Source organism: Tepidicella baoligensis, assembly GCF_013432195.1.
Classification (GTDB): domain Bacteria; phylum Pseudomonadota; class Gammaproteobacteria; order Burkholderiales; family Burkholderiaceae_C; genus Tepidicella; species Tepidicella baoligensis.
In genome coordinates, this window is sequence record NZ_JACCDB010000002.1 from 143151 (window position 1) to 167737 (window position 24587).

Annotated in this window: 19 protein-coding genes; 3 read left to right on the plus strand and 16 right to left on the minus strand. The window is 64.7% G+C overall.

Annotated elements, in window-relative coordinates:
• Positions 1–2: 2 nt before the first annotated feature.
• Both HZS63_RS03580 and upp read right to left on the minus strand, forming a co-directional pair.
• Positions 3–2531, minus strand: a complete 2529-nt coding sequence (locus HZS63_RS03580) for an ABC transporter permease (protein WP_180682672.1) — start codon at positions 2529–2531, stop codon at positions 3–5.
• A 45-nt stretch (positions 2532–2576) separates the two neighbouring features.
• The gene (gene upp / locus HZS63_RS03585; RefSeq protein ID WP_180682673.1) at positions 2577–3209 is read right to left on the minus strand and encodes a uracil phosphoribosyltransferase; all 633 of its coding nucleotides are present in this window, start codon (positions 3207–3209) and stop codon (positions 2577–2579) included.
• Between the two features lie 113 nt (positions 3210–3322).
• On the opposite strand from upp, the gene HZS63_RS03590 reads away from it, so the two are divergent.
• Entirely contained in the window at positions 3323–4654 is a 1332-nt protein-coding gene (locus tag HZS63_RS03590; RefSeq protein WP_180682674.1) for a glutamine synthetase family protein, read from the plus strand.
• On the opposite strand, the gene HZS63_RS03595 is transcribed toward HZS63_RS03590, so the two are convergent.
• The 6 genes from HZS63_RS03595 to HZS63_RS03620 all read right to left on the minus strand — a co-directional run bounded on the left by HZS63_RS03595 (position 4636) and on the right by HZS63_RS03620 (position 10847).
• The gene (locus tag HZS63_RS03595) at positions 4636–5523 is read right to left on the minus strand and encodes a formate dehydrogenase accessory sulfurtransferase FdhD (protein WP_180682675.1); all 888 of its coding nucleotides are present in this window, start codon (positions 5521–5523) and stop codon (positions 4636–4638) included. The two genes, HZS63_RS03590 and HZS63_RS03595, sit on opposite strands and share 19 nt — an antisense overlap.
• 27 nt (positions 5524–5550) lie before the next feature.
• Positions 5551–6735, minus strand: a complete 1185-nt coding sequence (locus HZS63_RS03600) for a formate dehydrogenase subunit gamma (protein WP_180682676.1) — start codon at positions 6733–6735, stop codon at positions 5551–5553.
• Positions 6736–6748: 13 nt separating this feature from the next.
• Positions 6749–6994: a hypothetical protein gene (locus HZS63_RS03605; protein WP_180682677.1), complete on the minus strand. Its 246-nt coding sequence runs from the start codon at positions 6992–6994 to the stop codon at positions 6749–6751.
• Positions 6991–7593, minus strand: a complete 603-nt coding sequence (gene fdh3B, locus HZS63_RS03610) for a formate dehydrogenase FDH3 subunit beta (RefSeq protein WP_180682678.1) — start codon at positions 7591–7593, stop codon at positions 6991–6993. Before fdh3B ends, HZS63_RS03605 begins: the two co-directional genes overlap by 4 nt.
• A 10-nt stretch (positions 7594–7603) precedes the next feature.
• A complete protein-coding gene (locus tag HZS63_RS03615; protein ID WP_180682679.1) occupies positions 7604–10564 on the minus strand; it encodes a formate dehydrogenase subunit alpha in 2961 nt (986 codons plus the stop codon).
• 70 nt (positions 10565–10634) lie between these two features.
• Positions 10635–10847: a formate dehydrogenase gene (locus HZS63_RS03620; RefSeq protein WP_180682680.1), complete on the minus strand. Its 213-nt coding sequence runs from the start codon at positions 10845–10847 to the stop codon at positions 10635–10637.
• Between the two features lie 405 nt (positions 10848–11252).
• Between HZS63_RS03620 and HZS63_RS03625 the strand changes: the two genes are divergently transcribed.
• Positions 11253–12677: a sigma-54-dependent transcriptional regulator gene (locus HZS63_RS03625; RefSeq protein ID WP_180682681.1), complete on the plus strand. Its 1425-nt coding sequence runs from the start codon at positions 11253–11255 to the stop codon at positions 12675–12677.
• A 3-nt stretch (positions 12678–12680) separates the two neighbouring features.
• Positions 12681–14786 (plus strand): sensor histidine kinase, encoded by a 2106-nt coding sequence (locus HZS63_RS03630; RefSeq protein ID WP_180682682.1) that lies wholly within the window; start codon positions 12681–12683, stop codon positions 14784–14786.
• A 15-nt stretch (positions 14787–14801) separates the two neighbouring features.
• Here HZS63_RS03630 and HZS63_RS03635 read toward each other — a convergent pair whose 3' ends face one another.
• The 8 genes from HZS63_RS03635 to HZS63_RS03670 all read right to left on the minus strand — a co-directional run bounded on the left by HZS63_RS03635 (position 14802) and on the right by HZS63_RS03670 (position 24528).
• Complete coding sequence (locus tag HZS63_RS03635) at positions 14802–15419, minus strand: TorD/DmsD family molecular chaperone (RefSeq protein WP_180682683.1); 618 nt, start codon at positions 15417–15419, stop codon at positions 14802–14804.
• A 13-nt stretch (positions 15420–15432) separates the two neighbouring features.
• Complete coding sequence (locus HZS63_RS03640; RefSeq protein ID WP_246316128.1) at positions 15433–17607, minus strand: 4Fe-4S dicluster domain-containing protein; 2175 nt, start codon at positions 17605–17607, stop codon at positions 15433–15435.
• Positions 17604–18233, minus strand: coding sequence for a DUF3306 domain-containing protein (locus HZS63_RS03645; protein WP_246316129.1), 630 nt, complete (start codon positions 18231–18233; stop codon positions 17604–17606). Before HZS63_RS03645 ends, HZS63_RS03640 begins: the two co-directional genes overlap by 4 nt.
• Positions 18226–18864 (minus strand): DUF3305 domain-containing protein, encoded by a 639-nt coding sequence (locus HZS63_RS03650; protein WP_180682684.1) that lies wholly within the window; start codon positions 18862–18864, stop codon positions 18226–18228. The genes HZS63_RS03645 and HZS63_RS03650 overlap by 8 nt, the downstream gene beginning before the upstream one ends.
• A 79-nt stretch (positions 18865–18943) precedes the next feature.
• Positions 18944–20254 (minus strand): benzoyl-CoA 2,3-epoxidase subunit BoxA, encoded by a 1311-nt coding sequence (gene boxA, locus HZS63_RS03655; protein WP_180682685.1) that lies wholly within the window; start codon positions 20252–20254, stop codon positions 18944–18946.
• Positions 20255–20258: 4 nt separating this feature from the next.
• Complete coding sequence (boxB, locus tag HZS63_RS03660) at positions 20259–21686, minus strand: benzoyl-CoA 2,3-epoxidase subunit BoxB (protein ID WP_180682686.1); 1428 nt, start codon at positions 21684–21686, stop codon at positions 20259–20261.
• A gap of 89 nt (positions 21687–21775) precedes the next feature.
• Positions 21776–23449: a 2,3-epoxybenzoyl-CoA dihydrolase gene (gene boxC / locus HZS63_RS03665; RefSeq protein ID WP_180682687.1), complete on the minus strand. Its 1674-nt coding sequence runs from the start codon at positions 23447–23449 to the stop codon at positions 21776–21778.
• A 131-nt stretch (positions 23450–23580) separates the two neighbouring features.
• Positions 23581–24528, minus strand: a complete 948-nt coding sequence (locus tag HZS63_RS03670) for a helix-turn-helix transcriptional regulator (protein WP_425505913.1) — start codon at positions 24526–24528, stop codon at positions 23581–23583.
• Positions 24529–24587 lie beyond the last annotated feature (59 nt).

A 24587-nucleotide genomic window follows, 5' to 3' on the forward strand; every position in this document is an offset into this window, starting at 1 on the left:
GCTTATTGTGCGGCCTTGCGCAGCGTCTCGACGACCGGGGTGCGCAAGACGCCGCGCAAGCCCCACCAGCCAGCCGCCAGCGCCAACCACGCCCCGGCCAGCGCGCCGGCCAGCGGCACCCAAGCCGAGACATTCCATTCGAATTCGAACGCATAACGCGCCAGCGCCCAACCGACGATCACCGCCACCACCGAGGCCAGGAAACCCGCCAGCAGGCCCACACCGAGCAGTTCGGCCCGCTGCACCTGACGCAACAGCGTGGCTTGAGCCCCCACGGCGCGCAGAATCGCGTATTCGCGCTCGCGCTCGGTCCGCGTTGCTGTGACGGCGGCGAACAGCACCACCAGCCCGGCGGCCAGGGTAAAGGCGAACAGGAACTCGACGGCGCGGATCACCTGCCCCAGCACACGCTGCACCTGCGCGATCGTGCTGCTCATGTCCACGTTGGTGATGTTGGGAAAGGCGCGCACCAGCGCGTTGTCGAAACCCGGGGTATCGGGGGCGCGGTAGGCGCTGATGTAGGTCAGGGGCACATCCTCCATCTGGGAGACAGGGTACATGGCGAAGAAGTTCACGCGCATGGACCCCCAGTCCACCTTGCGCAGGCTGGTGATGCGTGACTCCACGGGGATGCCGGCGATGTCGAACGTGAGACGGTCGCCCAGCTTGAGGCCGAGGGTTTGCGCCAACCCTTCCTCGATGGAAATGGCGTCAGGCTCCTCGGGTTGCCAGCGCCCGGCCACGATCTGGTTGTGCGGCGGCGCGGTGGCGCTGTGCGAGAGGTTGAACTCACGGTCCACCAGGCGCTGGGCCCGATCGCCCTCGAAGTCCTCGGGCACCACGGTGCGGCCGTTGACGGCCACCAGCCGGCCGCGGATCATGGGATACCAGTCGTAGCGCTCCACCCCCTGCTCGCGCAGCGTCTGCTGGAAAGGTTCGGCCTGCTCGGGCTGGATGTTGATGACGAAACGGTTGGGTGCGTCGGGCGGCGTGGCCTGCTGCCAGCTGGTGATGAGGTCGGTGCGCAGCAGCACCAGCAGCACCAGCGCCAGCAAGCCAACCGACAAGGCACTGACCTGCACCACCGCATACGCAGGCCGGGCGCTGAGCTGGCGGGTGGCCAGGCGCAGCCAGCGCGGCGCCATGCTTTCATTGACCACGGCGCGCAACACCCGCACCGCGATGTAGCTGGCCAGAGCGAACACGGCCACTGCAGCGGCGAAACCGCCGACCGCGATGAGTCCCAGGGTGAGGTCTCGACTGGCGACCAGCAGCAGCGCGGCAAAACCGGCTGCCCCCAGCCCCAACACGGCCAGGGAGGCGGGCTTGAGGTTGCCCACCTCGCGCCGGATGACGCGCAACGGCGGCACCCGGGCGAGCTGCAGCACCGGGGGCAGGCCGAAGGCCAGCATCAGCGTCAGACCCACACCCAAACCAAACACGGCAGGCCAGGCGCTCGGCGCCGGCATGTCGGTCTTGACCAGTTCGGCCAGCAACACCACGAAACCGTGGTGCACGATGTAGCCCAGCACCACGCCTGCCACGCCCGCCAGCAGACCCACGACCACGAAGGACAGGGTGTAGGCCTTGGCCATGGTGGCCTGCGACAGGCCCAGCACGCGCAACATGGCGCAGTCGTCCAAGTGCCGGCTGGCGTACACGCGCGCGGCGATGGCCACCGCCACGGCGCTCAGCAAAGCGGCCAGCAAGGCCACCAGATTGAGGAATTTCTCGGCCCGGGCCAAGGTCTGCTGCATTTCGGGGCGGCCGCTCTCAAACGACTCCAGGCCCACCCCCCGCACGTCCGGCCGGGCCACTTCGGCCTCAGCCCACTGGATGTAGCGCCGCACGGCGGCATCGTCACCCGCCACCACCAGCCGGTAGCTCAGGCGGCTGGCGGGCTGCACCAGACCGGTGGCAGGCAGATCGTCGGCATGAATCATGACCCGCGGCGCAAAGCTCATGAAGCCTGCGCCCCGGTCGGGTTCGATGACGATGACCCGGTCGATACGGAACTGCCGGTCGCCCAGCCACAAGGACTGCCCTACCTCCAGATCGAGCGCTGCCAGCAGCGCTGCATCCACCCAGGCGGTGCCCGGCGCAGGCACCTCGCGGGTGGCTTCGTCCGGGGCATCGGGCGCCATGGCCACGCGCAACTGACCGCGCAACGGGTAGTTGCTCTCCACCGCCTTGAGCGCCACCAAACGCGCCGCACCCCCTTGTTCGTCATCGGCTCGACCCATGGTCGGGAAACCCACATGGCGGGTCACTTCCAGACCCAGGGCGCGCGCTTGCTCCTCGAAGGCGGGGGGGGGAGGCTGGTCGCTGCGGACCACCGCATCCCCACCGATGAGCTGGCGCGCGTCGCGATTCAGGCCGCTTTGCAGCCGGTCGGCAAAGAAACCCACCGCGGTGAGCGCCGCCACCGCCAGCGCAATGGCCAGCACCAGCACGTGCAGTTCGCCCGCACGCCAGTCACGCACGAGCGCGCGCCAGCCGATGGACCAAAAGGAAGCGGAAGGGGTATGCATGGGTCAAGGTTAGCGCAAACCCTTATTCCGTGCGATAGCAGTCGTTTATTTGGTGCCGAAGATGCGATCGCCGGCGTCGCCCAGGCCCGGCACGATGTAGCCGTGGTCGTTCAAGCCCCGGTCCACGGCCGGGGTGTAGATGGGCACGTCCGGATGATGCTTGTGGAAGGTGGCAATGCCTTCGGGGCAGGTGACCAGGCACACGAACCGCAGCGAACGCGGATGGCAGGCCTTGAGCCGGTTCACCGCCGCCACCGCCGAATTGCCGGTGGCCAGCATGGGGTCGAGCACGATCACGTCGCGCTCCTCCATGCCAGAGGGCATCTTGAAGTAGTACTCCACGGCCTGCAGGGTTTGCGGATCGCGGAACAGGCCGATGTGCCCCACACGGGCACTGGGCAAGACCTCCAGCATGCCGTCCAGGAAGCCGTTGCCGGCGCGCAGGATGGAGGCCAGCACGATCTTTTTGCCATCGATCACGCGACCGGTGGTGCGCTCCAGCGGCGTCTCGATCTCGACTTCCTGCATCGGCATCTCGCGCGTGACCTCATAGGCCAGCAGTGCGCTGAGCTCATGAACGAGCTGGCGAAAGCTCTTGGTGCTGGTGTCCTTGCGGCGCATCAGCGTGAGCTTGTGCTGCACCAGCGGGTGTTTGATGATATGGACTTGGGGTGTCATGAAAATCGGGGCGCTGCAGCGGCCACAATAACGTCAATGGACCGTATGCTAACGGCTTGGGCTTACGCCGAGTGGACCCATTGCCCACGTCGGACACCCCGCACAATGCACCTATGCCACCCGCCATCCTCACCACACTGGAACAACAGCTGCGCGCTGCCAGCCACGCGCGGTTCTTCACCACCGATATCGACGGCGTCTGCCGGGGCAAGACGCACTCCGGGGACAAGATGGCCGAATTGCTCACAGGTGGTGGCACCATCGCCAGCGCGGCCTTCGGCTGGGACATTGCCGATGACCTCTACACCCACACCGTACGGTTCGCTGGCCTGGGCACGGCGCTCGGCGAGATCGGCTTGCGGCTGGATGCGGCGACCGCGCGCCAGTTGCCCTGGGACGAAGGGCGCTGGGCGCTGATCGGCGAGCACCTGCTGCCCGATGGCACCCCTTTGCCCATGTGCCCCCGGCAGGTGCTCAAACGTGTGCTGGCCCAAGCCGCCGACATGGGGCTGGACGTGCAGGTAGGCGTGGAGCTGGAGTGGTATGTGTTCCGCGAAACCGAACGCAGCGTCCGGGTCAAGGGCTACCGGGAGCTGGAAGCGGCCACCGAATCGGTCACCAACTACTCACCGTTCCGCATCGATGCCGTGGCCGGTTTCGTCAACGACCTGTTCCGCTGGCTGCCACAGGCCGGCATCCCGCTCGAGACGCTGCACACCGAAGCCGGCCCGGGCAACCTGGAAGTGGCCCTGACATACGGCCCGGCCCTGGAGAGTGCCGACCGGGCCGCCCTATTCAAGCAAGCCACGCGCGAAATCGGGCGGCGGCACGGGCTGCTCAATACCTTTATGGCGAAGTGGTCACCCGCCTATGCCGGCTGCGGCCAACATTTGCACCAAAGCCTGTGGCAAGACGGCCGCAACCTGTTCCACGATGCGCAGGCGGCACACGGCGTGAGCGAGACATTGCGGCATTACATCGCCGGGCAGATGCACGCCCTGCCCCACCTGTTCGCGGTGTACGCACCCTTCATCAACAGCTACAAACGGCTGGTGGATGGCATGCTGGCCCCGGTGCAGGCCACCTGGGGCATCGACAACCGGCACGCCGCCTTTCGGGTGGTGCCGGGCAGCGCCCGCTCGCAACGGCTGGAAACGCGCGTGCCCGGTGCAGACGCCAACGCTTATCTGACGATCGCAGCGGCGGTGGCATCGGGCCTGCACGGCATCCGCCACCGGCTGGACCCCGACGCGGTGGACACCGGCGCCCCTCTGCCCCAGAACCTGGAGCAGGCGACCGCACTCATGGCCGAATCGGCCCTGGCCCGCGAATTGCTAGGGGACGGTTTCGTGGACCACTTCGTGCAGACCCGCCAGTGGGAGATCAGCCGCTTCCGACTCGCCGTCACCGACTGGGAACGGGCTCGCTACATGGAGCTGGTGTAGGTTGCGCGAACGGGTTCAACGTCCCGCAGCAGGCGCTGCGGATGGGAAAAACACAGAAAACGCTGGTGGGTGGCCCGACCAATGGCGCACACCCCGACGCGCTCGGCCACTTCAAGCCCCATCTGCGTGATGCCGCTGCGCGACACCACGACCGGCACGCCCATCTGTGCCGCCTTGATCACCATCTCGCTGGTCAGCCGGCCCGTGGTGTAGAAGGTCTTGTCAGTCCCCTCCATGTCGGCCGGGTTTTGCAGCCACATCCAGCCGGCGATGGTGTCCACCGCGTTGTGGCGGCCCACGTCCTCCACGAACAGCAGCATGTCGGAACCCCGGAACAAGGCGCAACCATGCACCGAACCGGCCTGCTTGTAGGTCGAGTCCTGCTCACGGATGGTCTTGACGATCTGGTACAGATCGGACTGCCGCAACTGCGCCGTGGGCGACAGCCGGATGCGGTCCAGTTCGTCGAGGATGCCGCCAAACACGCTGCCCTGCCCGCAACCGGTCGTGACCACACGCTTGGCCGTGCGCTCTTCGATGTGGTGCAGCCCGCGCCGGGTCTTCACGGCAGCGGCCCCCACCTCCCAGTCCACCGTGATGGATTCGATGTCGTGCACGGATTCGACGAGGCGCTGGTTGCGCAGATAACCGAGCACCAGCCATTCGGGGTGCCCCCCAAGCGTCATGAGCGTGACGAGTTCGCGCTTGTCCACATAGACCGTAAGGTCCCGCTCGGCGGGAATGGACAGGGAGCGCCGCTCACCGCACTCGTTGACCACCGTCACGTCGCGCGTCAGCGGCACGCGTGCCCGCGACAGGCGGGGCAAAGGAAGCTGGAAGGCGGCTTGCTGCGGTTCCGTCAACAACACCTTCGGCCTCCTGTCGTGGATCGGTCGTCAAACAGCCTTGGCCTTGCCCACAGCGGGCTTGCCACTTGCGGGTGTGCTGCGTTCTGCCGGAATCTTGCCCGCCTTGATGTCGTCATACCAGAGTTCGTGATGTTCCTTGGCCCAGGTCTCGTCCACATAGCCCGTTTTCATGGCCTGGTAGGCACCTTGCATACCCAGTGTACCCATGTAGATGTGCCCAAGGAACATGGCCATCATCATGACCGCAGCCGACGCATGAATCATGTGCGCGATCTGCATGTCGGCACGGAGGTAGGCCAGCCCGGGAATCAGCTTGTCGAGCACGAGGCCTGAGGCCACGACGATGAAGCCGAGCAGGAACACCCCACCCCAGAAAACGGCTTTTTCACCGGCGTTGAAGCGGTGCGAAGGCACCTCCTGGCCGCTGAACAGACCTCCCCCCTTGAGCAACCACTGGATGTCATCCTTGCTGGGCAGGTTGTCGCGCAGGAAGGTGAAGAACACGATCACCAGCGACACGGCAAACAGCGGCCCGACGAAGTTGTGGAGGTTCTTCATCGCGTAGGTCAGCCAGCCAAACAGCGTGCTTCCCATGATGGGCAGCAGGAAGAACTTGCCAAAGGCCATGATCAGACCCGAAACCGCGAGGGCGACGAAGGCGAACGCATTCGTCCAGTGAGCGGCGCGCTCGAAAGCGGTGAAGCGCTCGATCTGGCGACCGGTCTCCTGACCATGTAGACGAATGGGGCCCTTGCCGAAGTAGAACAGCGCAATCGCCACCACCACGATGAGCAGCAACGCGCCTCCGTAGGGGAGAATCACCTCGTTGCGCACTTGCCGCCAGGCCTCGCCCGCATTGGTCAGACGAGAACCCGGATATTGCACGAAAGGCTGAATGAGCGTGCCGTATTCGGGATAGGGGAAGTTGGTGACCCCCGTGACACCCTGCCCTACCTGACGCCACATGGGGGCGTTGTTGCCGGGCTGAACCTGCCTGCGCTCCGCGTTCGACTGGTTCATGTAGTTGGGGTCGGTGTCGGCATCCGGGGCGATCTGGAAGATGTTCGCATTCTGGATGCCGCCTCCAGCCTCGGGCATGGTGCCCGGGGTCGTCGTCTGTGCCACAGCAACACCGAGACCGACCGCCATGAGGAGCGCCACACACCAGCCCCGCCATGGGCGCAGGGCCGCTGCGTTGAGGAGAGTTCGCATGGGGTCCTCCTGTTCAGTGGACACGGGTGTATTCGTTCTGACCGTAGGCGGCACGGGCACGCAATTGCTGTTCCCAGCTGGTGCGGTCTCCGGGCTGCCAGCCACGCTCGGCGAACTGGCTGGCACCGACACCCTGGTAGGCCGGGGTGCCGGGCTTGACGGCCGCCGTATTCAGATCCTGGGGCACCTCCCCACAGGCGGCCAACAGGGCCACGCCAGCGGCCACGAAGGCGATTTTCAAGATGCGTGCGCGAATCATGAGCGTCCTCCCTGGGCGCTGCCATAGGCAGTGCCCCAACCCCACACTTCGGCCCCCTTGCCTCGCCGCAGAACCCGGCTGCGGAAGATGTCGGCCACCACATCGCCGTCACCAGCGAGCAGGGCCTTGGTAGAGCACATCTCGGCGCAGGCGGGCAGCTTGCCTTCGGCCAGGCGGTTGCGACCGTATTTCTCGAATTCGGCCTGGCTGCCGCTGGCTTCGGGGCCGCCGGCACAGAAAGTGCACTTGTCCATTTTGCCGCGCACGCCGAAAGTGCCCTGGCCTGGGAACTGAGGGGCACCAAACGGGCAGGCATAGCTGCAATAGCCGCAGCCGATGCACACATCCTTGTCGTGCAGCACCACGCCCTCGTCGGTGCGGTAGAAACAGTTCACTGGGCAGACGGCCATGCAGGGGGCGTCGGAACAGTGCATGCAGGCCACCGAGATGGACTTTTCGCCCGGCACCCCATCGTTGAGGGTGACCACACGGCGACGGTTGACCCCCCAAGGCACCTCGTGTTCGTTCTTGCAAGCGGTCACACAACCGTTGCACTCGATGCAGCGTTCTGCATCACAGATGAATTTCATGCGTGCCATTCGTTGCTCCTCATGCGCGCTCGACGTTGCAGATGGTGGTCTTGGTTTCCTGCATCATGGTCACGATGTCGTAACCATAGGTGGTGGCGGTGTTGACCGCCTCCCCGCGCACGATCGGCGCTGCACCTTCTGGATACTGCTTGAGCAGATCCTGCCCTTGCCAGCGACCCGAGAAGTGGAACGGCAAGAACACGGTGGTCTCATCCACACGAGGCGTGACTTGTGCCTGCACATTGATGCGAGCCCCGGTCGGGGTGGTCACCCACACCCGGTCGCCGTTGCGGATGCCGCGCTGGGCTGCCGTGGCCGGGTTGATCTCCACGAACATCTCCTGCTGCAGCTCGGCCAGCCAGGGATTGGAGCGGGTTTCCTCGCCACCGCCTTCGTATTCGACGAGACGCCCGGAGGTCATGATCAGCGGGAATTTCTCGTACACCTTGTCTTCGACGTTCTTTTGCTGCAGCGTTTTGTAAAGGATGGGCAGGCGCCAGCGGTTCTTCTGGTCGTCGTGACTCGGGTACTTTGCGATCAAATCCGGCCGGGTGCCATAAACCGGCTCGCGGTGCTGGGGAATAGGATCCGGGAAGTTCCAGACGTAGGCACGAGCCCGGGCATTGCCGAAGGGGTGGCAGCCGTGCTTCATGAACACGCGGATCATGGCACCCGTCGGGTCGGTGGTCCAGGTCTTGCCTTCCGCGGCGGCCTGCTCTTCAGGCGTCAACTCGTCCCACCAGCCGAGTTTCTTGAGCAACTGGTCGGTCAGCATGGGATACCCGGTGGTGATCTCGGCACCCAGTGAATGCGAGCCATCGGCTGCCAACAGGCTCACGCCGTCGCGTTCCACGCCAAAGTTGGCCCGGAAGTTGCCACCCCCGTCCATCACGTGCTTGGAGGTGTCGTACAGGTTGGGCGAGCCCGGGTGCTTCATCTCGGGGGTGCCGTAGCAGGGCCAGGGCAGGCCGAAGTAGTCGCCGGTCATGTCGTAGCCGGTTTCCTTGTCGACCACATGGCCCTTGCACTTCAGCGTCTTGATGTCGAAGGCATGCATGTTGCGCATGTGAGCCTTCAGGCGTTCGGGGCTGTGCCCGGTGTAGCCGATGGTCCAGACACACTTGTTGATCTCGCGCAGGATGTCCTCGACCACCGGCTCGTCCATGCCGCCGACCTTCTGCAAACCATAGTTCTTGCAGAGCTCGTTGGCAAAACCCAGGCGCTGGGCCAGCTGGTACATGATCATGTGGTCGCTGCGGCTTTCCCACAGCGGCTCGATCACCTTCTCACGCCACTGGATGGAACGGTTGGAAGCCGTGCAGGAACCACTGGTCTCGAACTGCGTGGCCGCCGGCAGCAGAATCACCGTGCGGTTGGGGTTCAGATCCTGCGGGTTGCCGGGCATCGCGGCCATGGCGGCCGTCGCCGAGGGGTATGGGTCGATCACCACCAGCAGGTCCAGCTTGTCCATGGCCCGCTTCATTTCCAAGCCGCGGGTCTGGGAGTTCGGGGCATGGCCCCAGAAGATCACACCGCGCAGGTTGCTGCTCTGGTCTATGGCCTCCTTGTCCTCGAGCACACCGTCGATCCAGCGCGATACGGTGATGCCCGGCTTGGACATCATGCCTTCGGCGTAACGCGACTGGATCCAGTCGACATCCACTCCCCAGGTGGCGGCGAAGTGTTTCCATGCGCCCTCGGCCAGACCGTAATAGCCCGGCAGGGAATCGGGGTTGGGCCCGACATCGGTAGCCCCCTGCACGTTGTCGTGACCGCGGAAGATGTTGGCCCCGCCGCCGCTGACTCCGATGTTGCCCAGTGCGAGCTGCAGGATGCACGATGCGCGCACGATGGCGTTGCCAATGGTGTGCTGGGTTTGCCCCATGCACCAGACGATGGTGCCCGGCCGGTTCTCGTGCAACATCCTCGCGACCTTGAGTACCTGCTCCTCCTTGACGCCGCAGGCTTCCTCGACCTGATCCGGCGTCCATTTGGCCATCACTTCCTCGCGCACCTTGTCCATGCCATAGACGCGGTCGCTGATGTACTTCTTGTCTTCCCAGCCATTCTTGAAGATGTGGTACAGCACTCCGAACAGGAAGGGGATGTCGGAGCCGGAGCGAATGCGCACGTACTCGTCGGCCTTGGCCGCCGTACGGGTGAAGCGCGGGTCGACCACGATCATCTTGCAGCCCTGCTCTTTGGCGTGGAGCATGTGCAGCATCGACACGGGGTGTGCTTCGGCAGCGTTGGAACCGATGTACAACGCCACTTTGCTGTTTTGCATGTCGTTGTAGGAGTTGGTCATCGCACCATAGCCCCAGGTGTTGGCCACACCCGCAACGGTGGTCGAGTGGCAGATGCGCGCCTGGTGGTCGCAGTTGTTGGTCCCCCAGAAGCTGACGAACTTGCGCAGCAGGTAGGCCTGTTCGTTGCTGTGCTTGGAAGACCCGATGAAATACATGCTGTCAGGGCCGCTGGCCTCGCGCAGCGCTTTCATCTTGGCCACGATTTCGTCGTAGGCTTGGTCCCAGGTGATGCGCTGGTAGTTGCCGTTGACCAACTTCATCGGGTAACGCAGACGGTACTCGCCATGGCCGTGCTCGCGGACGGAGGCGCCCTTGGCACAATGCGCACCCAGGTTGATGGGGGAGTCGAACACCGGTTCCTGACGGACCCAGACGCCGTTTTCCACCACGGCGTCGACGGCGCAACCCACCGAGCAGTGGGTGCAAACAGTCCGCTTGACCTCGACCTTGCCGGTACCGTCGATGGAGCCGCCGGATGCGGCCTCGGCCTTCTTCACGAGCGAGAGTTGAGAGGCCGCGAGGCCGACGCCCAGGCCCAGACCTGAGCGGCGCAAGAAGGCGCGACGGTCCATGGTGGGCACGGCATGGGCAAAACCGCGCCGAAGGCTGTTGACAAAGCTGCCCGATCCAGCCGAGCCTACGCGATGCCCCGTTTTTTTGGTCAGCAACATGGCTTGTTACCTCTGGAGTTGAAACGAAATGGCTGCCGCGGAGACCCTCAGACCACTCGCGGCCAAGGGTTCAGACGCGAGTGGTCTGGTAATAGCGCTTGACGTGCTCTGACAGCTTGTAGCCGCCTCCGGAACGGGGGGCCGTTGCCGCTGCTGCCGTGGCCTCGGTCTGGACCACCGCCTTGGGAGCCACGGCGGCAACCGCTGCGACCGCTCCCACGGCACCGGCTCCGGCAAACCAGCGGCGACGGGAAAGGAAATGGGATTTGTTGGGGGTGCCCATGCATGTCTCCTCAGATGTGGACCACAAACCGCTCCATGCGGCGGTATGAAGTCATGTACATAAACAGCGAATCTACCGCCGGCCGGGAAAGTCAGCAAGGACGTCAACAGGACGACCGCGCGCGTCCAGGTTAGGCCGCACAATCAGGGCCACGATACAGAGAATGACCGCGGAACGCCCCTCCTCCCGAAAGCAATATGCAGGCCAACAGTGATTGCTTATGAATCGATTTTTACCTTGGGTCACAACCCCGGAAATGGTTTCGGGATTACCCTGAATGTCGACGCTTTGTCGCGCCACGAGACGACAAGTTGTCGCATCCATCCAAACACTCGTACCACTGGAGGTCAGCCTCCTCCTGTCTCGAAAACCCCAATTCCCGAGTTTTTTATTCAGGAATAAAGAATGGAACGTCTGGTGAATTCCCCCACTGCGCCTCCTCTTTCTGATCGATTCAACACCCCTGGTCCGACCGACGGGTGGCCCCACTGGTCCATTCTGGTGGTCGATGACGAGCAAGGCATGCGCAACTTTCTCGTGAAGGTGCTCGCACCTCGATGCCGCTTCGTCGCCGTGGCGGCCAGCGCTGAAGAGGGGTCCGAGTGGATGCGCGCCCAGCGGATGGATCTGGTGATCTTGGACATCTCCCTGCCGGGCAAGAATGGCGTGGTCTGGCTCAAGGAATTGAGGGAGCAAGGTTACAGCGGCGAGGTCATTCTCATCACCGCCTTTGCCGACCTGGAAACGGCGATCGAAGCCTTGCGGGCGGGCGCATCCGACTTCATCCTCAAGCCTTTCCGCATTCCACAGATCCTCAACGCCATCCAGCAATGCCACGAGCGCACCCGGCTGCGGCGTGAGAACTACGTGCTGCGGCGCGAAACCAAGCCGATGGCCCGCCGGTCGGGTTCACCCATCGTGGGCCGTTCTGCTGCCATGCAAGCGGTGCGGGATGCGATCGAGCGCACCGCACCGATGCCAAGCACGGTGCTGCTCACCGGAGAGTCTGGCACCGGTAAGGAACTGGTGGCCAGAGAGCTGCACGCGCGCAGCGCCCGAGCCGGCGGGCCTTTCGTGCCGGTGAACTGCGCCTCGCTCTCCCCGGAAGACATGGCCATTGAACTGTTCGGGCATGCCAAGCCAGGCGGCCACGGCAGTGCGCATGCGAAAGACGGGCTCTTCTATTACGCCCAGGGGGGCACCCTGTTTTTCGATGAGGTGGCCGAACTGCCGCTGCCTGTGCAGGCGGCGCTGCTGCGCGCCATCGAAGACCTGCGGATACGCCCGGTCGGCAGTCAACAGACCTTGGCGGTGGACGTGCGCATCGTCGCAGCCACCAACCGCGAGTTGACCGCTGAGGTGGCTGCCGGGCGCTTCCGGTCCGACCTGTACTACCGCCTCAAGGTGGTGGATATTCATTTACCCCCCCTGCGCACGCACAGCGAGGACATTGCGGACCTGATCAACCACTACATCCACGAATTGGCCCCGCTGCTCGGGGTGGCCCCTATAGAAGTCTCCCCAGAGGAGCTCCAACTGCTCATGCAATACGGCTGGCCGGGAAACACGCGCGAGCTGCGCAACTTCATCGAACGTTCGCTGATCCTGGGCACCCTCAATGTCTCCGCGCTCTATCCGTCCATGTCGGCAGCGTCTACCCGTTTGGCCCACGGCCCCATCGATTTGCAGACACTGGAAAAGCAGCACATCCTGTCTATCCTGGAGTCGGTGCAAGGCGACAAGACCCGGGCTGCCCAGTTGCTCGGGGTTTCCAGGCGCACGCTGGAGCGGCGCGTTGCAGAATGGGGAATGAACTCGCACCACCCCTGACCCATGGCCTGGTTCAAGACGCCCCGCTGGATGAACCATTCGGTTCGTCACAAGCTGCTGGCCATCGCTTTGCTGCCACTGGCCGTCGTCTTCCCGCTGCTGGTACTGGCCCTGATGCTGTGGAGCCATGTGGCTTACGACCGCCTGCTCACCGCCAAGGTGCGCGCCGACCTGGCGGTGGCCAACGGCTACTTCCAGCAGGTGCTCTACGAGGTGGGGGCAGGCACCCGGGGGGTGGCGATGTCGCTGGCGCTACACCAGGCGCTGGAAGGTGCCCGTGCGCATGGCGGTGCCCTCGTGGCCCCACATCCGGGCGGGGTGGCGGCATACGGGGATCGATACCCCGACCTGATCGACCTGCACGACTTGTTGCTGGATGAGCGAGAACGCCTTGGACTCGACATCCTGATACTGGTTCGCCACGGAGAGGCTCCAACCGGCCCACTGAACGGGCCCAAAGACTACAGCGCCACGCTTAGGCTGATGTCGCCCTCCGAGCTGGCCGAATGGGGCCCCCACTTGCTGGAACGCACCTCCATTCCCCTGGTCGACACCCTCAATGCCAGCCCCACTCAACGTCAGATCGAAAACCGGGCCATGGTCATGTTGGCCAGTCTGCCCGTTCCCGATGCCCAGGGGCGTCCCTGGGCCGTGTTGCACGGCGGATTGTTGTTGAACCAGAACCTGGCGCTCATCGACCACATCAATCGCATCGTGTACCCGGAGGGCTCGCTGCCGTTCGGGAGCCTGGGCACGGCCACCCTGTTCCTGGACGACGTGCGCATCTCCACCAACGTGCGCCTGTTTCAGGGCCAACGGGCCATCGGCACCCGGGTCTCTCAGGCCGTGCGTGACGCGGTGCTGGGCCAAGGTCAGACATGGCTGGACCGGGCCTTCGTGGTGAACGACTGGTACGTGAGCGCCTACCAGCCCCTGCAGGACGCGCGGGGTGAACGGATCGGCATGCTGTACGTGGGTTACCTGGAACGCCCGTACCGCTGGATGCGTTACGGCATGCTCGGAGTCATGGGTCTGATCTTCCTGGCGGTCATGGCCCTGGCCGCCGTGTTTTCGGTCCGCTGGGCGCGCAGCATCTTCCGACCGGTGGAACAAATGAACGCCACCATCGAGCGCATCGAGAAAGGCGAGTCCGGGGCCCGCGTGGGCACGATCGTGGCGCGTGACGAACTCGGCGCATTGGCGAACCACCTCGATCACCTGCTGGACGTGGTGGAGGACAACACGCGCCGGCTGCGGGAATGGGCCCAGACGCTGGACCTCAAGGTGCAGGAACGCACCCGCGAACTGGAGGCGAGCAACGCCTCGCTGCGGCAGGCCCAGCAGCAGCTCGTCAAATCGGAAAAACTCGCGGCCATCGGCCAGCTCACGGCCAGCGTCGCGCACGAGATCAACAACCCCATCGCCGTGATGCAAGGCAACCTGGACCTGATCCGCCAGGAACTCGGCCCGGCAGCCGATCCCGTGCTCGGCGAACTCCGGCTGCTCGACGAACAGGTCGAACGCATGCGGCTCATCGTGACCCAGTTGCTCCAGTACGCCCGACCGACCGAATTTGCCGGCTACGTGGACCAGCAGGACGTCAACCAGATCGCCTCCGATTGCCTGGTGCTGGTGGGCCACCTGCTGCAACAGCGACGGATCCGTGTGGAGCAGGATTGCCAAGCCTCGGCTCGCGCGGGCATCAACCGGCAGGAACTGCAGCAGGTGATCATCAACCTGATGATCAACGCCATCCAGGCCATGCCCGACCAAGGCTGTTTGACCCTGCGGACGTTCGATTGGGTGGATGACGCCTCTGGCACGACTCTGGGCCCCGTCGTGGAGGTGGCCGACACCGGACCGGGCCTGAGCCCGGCCGTTATGGAGCGGCTGTTCTCGCCATTCTTCACGACCAAGAACGACGGCAATGGCCTTGGACTCTGGATCAGTCAGGGCTTGGTGGAGCGGTACGGTGGGCAACTGGAAGCCGGTAACCGGCCCGATGCCCAGGGTGCCGTGTTCCGGTTGCGCCTGTTGACGGAGCCGCATGTGCCCTCCGCAGCGCAAGGGCCGACCGGCGATGGCCGCCCCGGTCGGCTCCAGCCCTGAGCCTGGCAGCCGGGATCAGTCGAGCATGTCGAAACCCTGTGCCTCCACGCTCATGAAGGCCCGCGTGAAGCCCGCCAGCGCGGCATAGAAGCGGCTGCGTGGATGGGCGGCCAGCGCGTCGCACATGTCGTTGACCCAGGGCTGCAAGTGCTTCGCAAAAAAGGCTTGCTGCCGGGTGAGGTTGGAGACGGCTACGTCCTCACCCGCGATGAGGAAACGCATGACTTCACACAGGTAGGCAATGTGGTCTTCGGTTTCCGGCATCTGCTCGTTGCGCGTCAGGCCCAGATCGGCCAGGTCGGAACGCAGCGCGACCAGGGGCTTTTCGTTCAGGAAGCCGCTGAGGTAATGCGAGCCGAAAAGGTAGATTTCGGGTTTGCCGACGCCGCCGAACAGGGTGTCGAACTCGTCGGCGATGATCGCGTCGTCCAGCTCGCGGGCCGTGGCCACCAGGCCACGCCACGGCTCTTCCAGGAAAGCCCCGGCGGCCGGCGCCTCGGTCACGGACACGCGAAGCTGGGCCAGCAATTCGGGCGCCGGTGGCGCATAGTAGAGGGCCGCCAGCAGGCCGTAGATTTCGGCACGCGCGGTTTCCTCGTCCAGGGCGGAGGTCACGGGAATGTGGGGTGTCATGGGGGCTTTGTGCTCAAAGGTCGGTGATCTTGACTTCGTTACCGGTGTAGATATCGATGACGCGGCAGTCACCGCACATTTTCAGCCGCTCCGCCGCCGCGCCCTGGAACATGGCATGCCCGGACAGTCGGCCCAGCATGGCCTCGACCCCCTTGAGGGTGCCAAACGGCTTACCACAGCGGATGCAGGCATAAGCCGGCTGTTCATTCACCACGCGCGGCTGGCGCCGCTGCTCCGACAACCAGAAGCGCGGCTCCAGCCGGATGGCATGCTCCGGACAGGTTTTGACGCACAGCCCGCACTGCACGCAGTTTTTCTCGACGAAGCGCAGTTGGGGCACGGCCGGGTTGTCTTGCAACGCCCCCGCCGGGCACGCACTGACGCAACTGAGGCACAGCGTGCAGGCATCGGGGTTGACATGGACGCTGCCCAAGGGAGCTCCAGCAGCCGGCAGCCCAATGGCCGCGGGCAAGGCGCTGGCGGGCGCCTGCTTCACCAAGTGCTCCAGCGCCAGCTCCAGCGTGCTCCGTTTGGAGGCTTGCACCGCATACGTGGCCGGCTGGCGAACCGTGACCGCCGGGGCCACCCGCACCGCCTGGTCGACGTGGGCGATGTCTCGCGCATCCCGGGCCTGGATCAGCCGGAAGTGCTCACCGCCGTAACCCAGCCCCTGCAACAAGGCTTCGCCCACCGCCATCTGCTCCTGCAGGGCGCGAACGTAATCGGGAGCCTCCTCGTCGGTCACGAGGACGAACACCTGACTGGCACCGTAGGCAATGGCGCTGAGCCAGACCTCCAGGCCCAGGCTGGCCGTGTGCCAGCAAGATACGGGGATCAGCCGGGCCGGGACGCCGCGCACCGAAGCATCGAGCTGAGCCGCCCGCCCCCAGTCGTTGACGAACCGCTGCCCGGCCTGCTCGCTGTGCAGCAACAATGCGGCATTCTGCCCCCCGGCATGGGCGTAGGTGGTCAGCAGGGTACGCAGCCGCTGCCCCTGATGGCCCACACCCGGATAGGCATAGCTCAGCGCGCCGGTGGGGCACACCGTCGTGCAGGCGCCGCAGCCCACGCACAAATGGGGGTTGACGTGGATCTGCTGCGCATCACCCCGTACCCCCACGCTGCGCTGCCCCCCGAGAGGGCTCTGGTCAGCTTGGGGCGGCCCGGCGCTGACCAACCGACTCGTGATGGCCGACGCCGAGCAGATCTCCACGCAGGCATTGCAACCGACCTTCTCGTTGCGGCCATGGGCGCAGATGTTGGGCTTGTACTGGAAGAAGCGCGGTTTTTCGAATTCGCCCACGGCATCGCGCAGCTTGACGATGGCTGCCATGTGCGCATCGGCACCGGCAGCCGCAGGCAGATGCAGGTAGCCCTGCGGCAGGGCATGGCGGGTCAGTGCGGGCGAGTCGCGAAGGTCCAGCACCAGGTCGAAGGTGTCCTGGTGGGTCACGGGCTCGCGCTGGAAGTCGATGGCACCCGGGGCCTCGCACACGCGCACGCAGTCGCGGTGGCTGCGGCAGGCGCTGAGGTCGATCTGGTAGTCCAGCCCGATCGCGCCTTCCGGACAAGCCGCGACACAGGCATTGCAGCGGGTGCACAGGTCCAGCGCGATGGGGTTGCTTTCCGTCCATTCGACCTTGAAGGCCCCCAGCCAGCCGTCGAGCCGACGCAACTCACCGGCCAGCACGGGATAGCGCCGCTCCTGCGCCCCGGCTCCACCGGTGGCAAACAGGGTCACGTCCAGCACATCGTCCAACTGTGCAGCCAGTGACTGCGCCCGATCGAGTGGCCCGATCACGAGCAGGCGGCCGGCGCTGCGGTAGGTGACCGTGGGCACCGGGTCGGGGTCGGGCAGCCGGGCCGCCGCGAGCAAGGCCGCCATTTTCGCGGTGGCCTGCGTACCTTCCTTGCCCCAGCCACCGGTTTCGCGCAGGTTCACGAACCGGATGGGGCGCTCATCCAAGGCAACGGCGCCTTCGGTCTGTTCGGACAGTTCGCTGAACAGGCGCTGCTCCTGGGTGCAGGCCACGATCAAGTCCTCCCGGCTGCGGGTGGCTCGCTGAAACGCTGGCGCTTCGCGGCGACACAAGGTCGTGTGGACGGTCAAGGGTTCGTCGAGCACGCGGCTCAGGGCCTCGCCGTCCAGCGGCAGGGTGCGGTTGCAGTTGCAGATGAGCGTGGTCATGGTTGTCGGGGAGCTTGGGGCGGGTCGGATTCCGGAGCCGGTTCAGGGTCAGGCGTCGCAACCGCCTCGGGTGGCTGGCCCAGGGGAGCGGGCCGGGGGGCAAGTTCGCTGGATGGCACCGCAACGGGCGAGGGCTGCTCGTCCTGTGGTTCGTCGAACAGCTTCATGAATTGGGCACTCACGAGTTTGCGGGCCAAGCTGGCGGGCAACGGGTCTGGCTTGGAATAGTCGTCGATGTAAATGTCCAACCCGTCCATTTCATTGAAGAACGGATCGGAAAAGAGTTTTTTCATCGCCGCGTTGCGCACATCCGGCGACACCTCGGGCGCCACAAAACGGCTGAAATCGGCATCGGGCGTCAGGGCGCGCACATCGTCCAGCGTGGGCAGGGGTGGTGCGGCTTCGGTAGGGCGCTCTGCCTCCGGCAAGGGTGGCGCAATGGGCTGCCCGGGGGCAGCTGGCGGCTCGACGGCCAAAGGGGCGGAGGGGGGGGTCGGGATGGGTGCGGCAGCTGCGGGGGTTGCGCCCACCGCCTGCCTCGTGGGCCGGTCCACGGCCTGTTCCTCCTGCCTGGCCTGGGCCTTGCGCCGTGACCAGCGGCTGAAAAAACCTTCGTCGTCAGCCATGACGGTCTCCACCACGCACCTTGTCGGTGGTGATGCTCACGGGATGACCGAAGCGGTCGGATAGCGACTGAAAACTGGCCGGGCGCTTGCGCCGCTTGGGCTCTGGCTGGTAATGCAGTTTGGTGAAACCGGCCATCCAGTCGATCACGCCGGATGGAGCGGGCACCTGATCCACCCGCTCCTGAGCGTCGAGCCAGCGGCCGGCATCGTGATAGCTCACGGTGACGATCAGGGGCTGAGGGAAGGCGTCGTCGGACTGCTCGTTGTCCAGCCGCCACATCACCCAGAAGCACGGATGCGGGGAAGTCAGGTTCAGGTAATAACCCTCCGCGTCGTCGCGGTGCAGCGTCACCTCGAAACCCGGATACAACCAGTGCGTTGCCCCTTTGGGCAACGCGCCCTCGGGCTCGATGGGGATGGGGGCACTGGCAGCACCCGGTGCGTCCAACGCAGGCAACGGGGGCAAGGTCTCCTGGGGAACCACATCGGCCAGTACCCAGCGGAAGGCCTGCCAGCGGCTCATGGGGCCTTGAACCGGTTCACGGCGCATGATCACGCCCACCTGAAGGGTGGGGTGAATGGCGCCGATGGTCTCCTTGGATGCGTCCATAGCGATGGAACTGTACGGCATTGGCCGCGACAATTTGTCGCAACCCGCCCAGCCATACGCCTATTAGGGGATTATCCCGAGGCGCACCGCCCATGGAGGCTCAGTACGTCTCCAGATGCAGGCGCCCCTGCTTCCTCAGCTCGGCGCCCAGAGCCTCCCAGTCCAGTCCCGCGGCCTGGGCCACATCGCGCAAGGCCATGACCACGCCCTCTTCCATGCTCTTGAGACCGCAGACGTAGAAGTAGGCGTTCGGGTCCTGCAGCAAGGGCACCAGGTCGGCGGCGCGCTCGCGCATGACATCCTGCACGTAGCGCTTGGGCTGGCCGGGTACACGGCTGAACGCGAAGTTGATGTCGATGAAGTCCTTGGGGAGCTTCTGCAGCGGGCCAAAGTACGGCAGCTCCTGTGGCGTGCGCGCGCCAAAGAACAGCATCAGCTTGCCACCTTCGAACTTGCCGCTGGCGCGCAGGCGGCGGCGCCATTCGGTCATGGCACGCATGGGGGCACTGCCGGTACCGGTGCAGATCATGACGATGCTCGACCGTGGATGGTTGGGCATGAGGAAGCTGGCACCGAAGGGGCCGATCACCTCTACCTGGTCACCCACCTTCAGGTCGCACATGTAATTGGAGCCGACGCCACGCACGGGGTTGCCGTCGTGGTCTTGCAGCACGCGCTTGATGGTGAGGGACAGGTTGTTGTAGCCGGGGCGCTCGCCGTTGCGCGGGCTGGCCACCGAATACTGGCGGGCGTGGTGGGGCTTGCCGCGTTCGTCCAACCCCGGCGGGATGATGCCGATCGACTGCCCCTCCAGCACCGGAAATGGCGTGTTGCCAAAGTCCAGAACGATGTGGTGGGTGTCGTAGTCGGAACCCACCTCCGTGACGCGCACGTTGCCGGTCACGGTGGCGGTGATGGATTTCTGCGCCGCCTTGGGACCGTAGAGGTTGGTGTAGGGATGTGCGGCCGACCACGGGGGCACCGTGGCTCCGTAGGTGGCACTGTTGAACACCGCGCCCTGCTCCGCAGCCCCCACCGATGCCCACGACGTCTGGGCGGCCGCCGAAGCCAAGGCTGCCTGGGCGGCCTCGGCCGCTGCCACCGCCGGGTCTGCGCCGCCCCCCAGAGCCGCCAGCGCCTCCTCACTCCAGGCCGCGGGCAGCTCGTCCCAGCCGAGCTGCTCTTCCACGCTGTAGGCCCGATCGCGCGGCACGGTGCGCCAGTTGTCGATCGAGCCGGTCGGGCAAGGCGGCACACAGGCCATGCAGAGATTGCACTTCTCCGCGTCCACCACATAGTTGCGCGCGTCGTGGGTGATCGCGCCCACCGGGCAGGTGGCCTCACAGGTGTTGCAGCGGATGCAGATCTCGGGATCGATCAGGTGCTGCTGGATCAGGACGGCGGTGCTCATGGCGTCAGTTGAATCGCACGTACTCGAAATTGACCGGCTGGCGGTTGATGCCCATGACCGGTGGCGCGATCCAGTTGGCGAACTTGCCAGGCTCGACCACGCGGCCCATCAAGCTGGCCACATAGGCGCGGTCCTGATCGGTGGGCAGCCATTCGGCCTGGTGGGCGCTCCACTCGGCGTCGCTGACCACACGGCCATCGGGACTGACCTTGACGCCGGCCAGGGTGCCGATGTTGCGATGGAAAGCCTTGTGCGGCACTTTCAGCCGGAAATCGATACCGGCCTTTTCGATCAGTCGGTTCCAGCGCTCGACGCCGGCCTTGGAGTCGGTGATGTAATCATCGCGCAGGACCTCGTTGAGGGCGTTGAGCATGGGCACTTCCTTCTCGACCAGGGTGCCGTTGCTCACGTCCAGGATCTTGTAGGTGCTGCCCTTGAGCACATGGTCGTCGGTGCGTTTGCCTTCTTCGTAGCGTCCCTTCAACCCCGAGCTGTAGAACGTGGCGGCGTTGGAGGACTGGTCGGCACCAAACAGGTCGATGGTCACCGAGAAGTGGAAGTTCAGGTACTTCTGGATGGTGGGCAGATCGATCACCCCGGCGGCGCGCAGCTTGTTCACGTCGTCGGTCTTGAGCTGGTTCATCACCTCGCAGGTACGGGTGATCACCCGACCCACGCCCGATTCGCCCACGAACATGTGGTGGGCCTCCTCGGTCAGCATGAACTTGGTGGTGCGGGCCAGCGGATCGAACGCGCTCTCGGCCAACGCGCAGAGCTGGAACTTGCCGTCGCGGTCGGTGAAATAGGTGAACATGAAGAAGCTCAGCCAGTCGGGCGTCTTCTCGTTGAAGGCCTCCAGGATACGCGGGTTGTCATCGTGACCACTGCGGCGCTCCAGCAAGGCTTCGGCTTCCTCGCGGCCATCGCGGCCGAAGTACTTGTGCAGCAGGTACACCATGGCCCACAGGTGCCGACCCTCTTCCACATTCACCTGGAACAGGTTGCGCAGGTCGTACTGGCTGGGGCAGGTCAGGCCCAGATGGCGTTGCTGCTCTACCGAGGCCGGCTCGGTGTCGCCCTGGGTGACGATGATGCGGCGCAGGTTGGCACGGTGTTCGCCGGGCACGTCCTGCCAGGCGGCTTCGCCCATGTGGTCGCCGAAATGGATCTTGCGGTCCTGCTCCGCCGGGTTGAGGAAGATGCCCCAGCGGTAGTCGGGCATTTTCACGTAGCCGAACTGCGCCCAGCCCTGCGGGTCCACGCTCACGGCGGTGCGCAGGTACACGTCGAAGTTCTGCGAGCCTTCCGGGCCCATCTCCTGCCACCACTGCAGGTAGTTGGGCTGCCAATGCTCGAGTGCACGCTGCAGGGTGCGGTCTTCGCTGAGGTTGACGTTGTTGGGGATTTTTTCACTGTAGTTGATGCCGGACATGAGAGTCTCCGAAAAACAGAAACACGGTGGAAATGGCATTCGGTTGCGACAAGCTCCACCGGGAAACCCGCCGCACAACGAGAGGGGGGTCAGACGCGGTTCATGTCGAACTGGGCTTTCTCGCCCTTGCCATACACCTTCAGGGCTCCTTTTTCACCGACGGCGTTGGGGCGCTGGAAAATCCAGTTCTGCCAAGCGGTGAGGCGACCGAAAATACGGGTGAGCATGTTTTCCTTCTGGGCGAAGCGCAGATTGGCTTCCAGGCCGGTCAACGCGTCGGGCGACATGGCGGCACGCTGCTCCAGCTCCAGGCGGATTTCGTCGGCCCAGTCGATGTCGTCCAGCGCGGCCGTGACCAGACCGAGCTTGGCGGCCTGATCACCGTCCAGGGCTTGTCCAATGGCGGCACGGGCAGCCCCCATGGGCCCCTCTTCCTCGTAGAAACGGCGGGCCAGACGGGACTGGTCATTGACCATGGGGTAGGCGCCGAAGTTCAGCTCACTGAGTTGCAACGTGGGCTGCTGCTCGGGCGCATCGGGCAGCACCTGCATGTAGGCTCGGTCGGCGGCGAAGGCCAATTCGGCCAGCGTGCCGGCAAAGCAGGAGCCGGACTCGATGAGCGCAAACAGGCTGCGGCTCGATACATCCAGGCGCGCCAGCGTGCGACGCAACATGCCGAGGGTTTCGTTGACGAACCAGTGATCCCGGTGGGCCCGCAGCGTCGCATCCATGGCCAGCACGGCGGCCGGCTCCCCCTCCGTCTTGAGCACCCAGGTGCCGATGTCCAGCTCGTTGGTGCGCATGTGCAAAACGGCGTCGTCGAGCTCGCGTGCCATTTCGAGCGGATACCACTTGGCCCCGGCAGCCACGATGGCGGCGATGTCGCCAGGCTGGGCACCGGTGGGCGCCTTCACCGTGAAGGTGGCGTGCCGCTTGCTGCGGTCGATCTGTACCGTCACATGGGTATAGGTGAGCTGGTCCGCCTCGATCGTGCGGTTCAACGGGGTCAGGGCTATGCCCTGTGCACCTGCGCCCGGGCGGCTGCTCCCGGCGCTGAGCTTGACCGCACGTTCGCGCACCACCTGCTGGAACTGTGCGGGCTTGGCAATCGCGTCCACGAGGCGCCAATCCACCGCCTTCTGACCACGCACCCCTTCGACGCTGGTACAGAAAATGTCGGCCAGGTCGTGACGCACCTTGCGCTTGTCGGTCACACGGGTCAGACCGCCGGTGCCGGGCAACACGCCCAGCAACGGCACCTCGGGCAGGCTCACGCTGGAAGAACGGTCATCGACCAGCACGATGTCGTCACAGGCCAGGGCCAATTCGTACCCGCCGCCGGCACACGCGCCGTTGAGCGCGGCCACGAACTTCAACCCGCTGTGGCGGCTGCTGTCTTCGATGCCATTGCGCGTTTCGTTGGTGAACTTGCAGAAATTCACCTTCCAGGCGTGACTGGACAGGCCCAGCATGAAGATGTTGGCACCCGAGCAGAAGATGCGGTCGCGCAGGCTGGTGACGATCACCGCCTTGACCTCCGGGTGCTCGAAGCGGATACGCTGCAAGGCGTCGTGCAATTCGATGTCCACCCCCAGGTCGTAGCTGTTGAGCTTGAGTTTGTAGCCTGGGCGCAGGCCACCGTCTTCGTGGATGTTCAACGCCAGGGTGGCCAACTCCCCGTCGAACGACAGGGTGACGTGCTTGTACTGCGTCGGATCGGTCTGGTAATCGACCCGGGGCTGGGTGACGGGATTCTGACTCATGGAGGCTCCTCAACGGCTCAACAGGGAAATGAATGCACATTCATGCATGCGGCACATGAATAATAATTCATCTATTGAGGCTCGGTCAAATGAATTTTAGTTCATCATGTCGGTATTAACCCTGATTTCCTTCAAACCGGCAACTCCAGAAAGCGCCGGACATCCTGGCGCAACTGCGCAAAGGCTTCGTCCAGCGTGTAGGCACTGGTGTTGAGCGTCAGATCGGCCTTGGAGTAGAAGGCCGATCGGCCTTCGAGAATGCGCTTGAGGTCTTCCAGCGCCTCGCGACTCGCGGCCATGGGGCGCATGTCCCCCTGGGCGGCCACACGCTTGAGGTGATCGGCCGGATCGGCTTGCAGCCACACCGTGGTGCAGTGCTGCAGCAGCAGGTTGAAGTTGGCCGAATCCGACACCAAGCCTCCCGGCGTGGCGATCACCACCTCGGGATAGATTTGGATCGCCTCCTCCAATGCCCGGCGCTCGTAGCGCCGATAGGCGTTGGTGCCGTACAGGTTGTGGATCTCGCTGATGCTGCAACCGGCGAACTGCTCGATCTCGCGACTGAGTTCGATGAACGGATAACCCAGATCGCGCGCCAGCCGCTCCCCCAGGGCCGATTTACCGGCGCCCCGCAAACCGATCAGCGCAATCCGTGCGCGCCGCCCTTGGGCATCCACGCCGGAGCTGCCGAACAGCTCCACCAGTTTCATGCGCGCACGCCGCAACTCGGTCTCGTCGCGCCCCTGTAACAGCTCTCGAATGAGCAGCCACTCTGGCGACGAAGTGGTGACATCGCCCAGCAGCTCGGCGAGTGAGCATTGCAGCGCCCGCGCGACTTGCAACAACACCAGGATGGATGCATTGCCCGAACCGTACTCCAGATTCGCCAAATGACGCTCCGACACATTGGCCGCCAACGCCACGGCTTTGCGCGTCATGCCTTTGCGCGAACGCAAGGTGCGCACCCGCTCGCCCAGCGCCACCAGGAACGGACTGCGCTGTTCCCCAGCCTCGCTCCCCTCCAGAACCACACCCAGAGCGTCCACGGCGGGCACTCTCAGGCCGGATTCGATGGTCATTTCTGTCATGACATCTCATTGTTGGTTGGAAACATCCGTGAACCGAGGGAAAACCCTTA

What these genes read in the sequence shown, in the direction of transcription:
- HZS63_RS03620 (WP_180682680.1), bottom strand. Translation starts at nt 10,847, where the DNA reads ATGGGCACCCCCAACAAATCCCATTTCCTTTCCCGTCGCCGCTGGTTT.
- HZS63_RS03645 (WP_246316129.1), bottom strand. Translation starts at nt 18,233, where the DNA reads ATGGCTGACGACGAAGGTTTTTTCAGCCGCTGGTCACGGCGCAAGGCC.
- fdh3B (WP_180682678.1), bottom strand. Translation starts at nt 7,593, where the DNA reads ATGGCACGCATGAAATTCATCTGTGATGCAGAACGCTGCATCGAGTGC.
- HZS63_RS03580 (WP_180682672.1), bottom strand. Translation starts at nt 2,531, where the DNA reads ATGCATACCCCTTCCGCTTCCTTTTGGTCCATCGGCTGGCGCGCGCTC.
- HZS63_RS03605 (WP_180682677.1), bottom strand. Translation starts at nt 6,994, where the DNA reads ATGATTCGCGCACGCATCTTGAAAATCGCCTTCGTGGCCGCTGGCGTG.
- HZS63_RS03625 (WP_180682681.1), top strand. Translation starts at nt 11,253, where the DNA reads ATGGAACGTCTGGTGAATTCCCCCACTGCGCCTCCTCTTTCTGATCGA.
- HZS63_RS03650 (WP_180682684.1), bottom strand. Translation starts at nt 18,864, where the DNA reads ATGCCGTACAGTTCCATCGCTATGGACGCATCCAAGGAGACCATCGGC.
- HZS63_RS03590 (WP_180682674.1), top strand. Translation starts at nt 3,323, where the DNA reads ATGCCACCCGCCATCCTCACCACACTGGAACAACAGCTGCGCGCTGCC.
- HZS63_RS03630 (WP_180682682.1), top strand. Translation starts at nt 12,681, where the DNA reads ATGGCCTGGTTCAAGACGCCCCGCTGGATGAACCATTCGGTTCGTCAC.
- boxB (WP_180682686.1), bottom strand. Translation starts at nt 21,686, where the DNA reads ATGTCCGGCATCAACTACAGTGAAAAAATCCCCAACAACGTCAACCTC.
- boxC (WP_180682687.1), bottom strand. Translation starts at nt 23,449, where the DNA reads ATGAGTCAGAATCCCGTCACCCAGCCCCGGGTCGATTACCAGACCGAT.
- upp (WP_180682673.1), bottom strand. Translation starts at nt 3,209, where the DNA reads ATGACACCCCAAGTCCATATCATCAAACACCCGCTGGTGCAGCACAAG.
- boxA (WP_180682685.1), bottom strand. Translation starts at nt 20,254, where the DNA reads ATGAGCACCGCCGTCCTGATCCAGCAGCACCTGATCGATCCCGAGATC.
- HZS63_RS03640 (WP_246316128.1), bottom strand. Translation starts at nt 17,607, where the DNA reads ATGACCACGCTCATCTGCAACTGCAACCGCACCCTGCCGCTGGACGGC.
- HZS63_RS03600 (WP_180682676.1), bottom strand. Translation starts at nt 6,735, where the DNA reads ATGCGAACTCTCCTCAACGCAGCGGCCCTGCGCCCATGGCGGGGCTGG.
- HZS63_RS03615 (WP_180682679.1), bottom strand. Translation starts at nt 10,564, where the DNA reads ATGTTGCTGACCAAAAAAACGGGGCATCGCGTAGGCTCGGCTGGATCG.
- HZS63_RS03670 (WP_425505913.1), bottom strand. Translation starts at nt 24,528, where the DNA reads ATGACCATCGAATCCGGCCTGAGAGTGCCCGCCGTGGACGCTCTGGGT.
- HZS63_RS03635 (WP_180682683.1), bottom strand. Translation starts at nt 15,419, where the DNA reads ATGACACCCCACATTCCCGTGACCTCCGCCCTGGACGAGGAAACCGCG.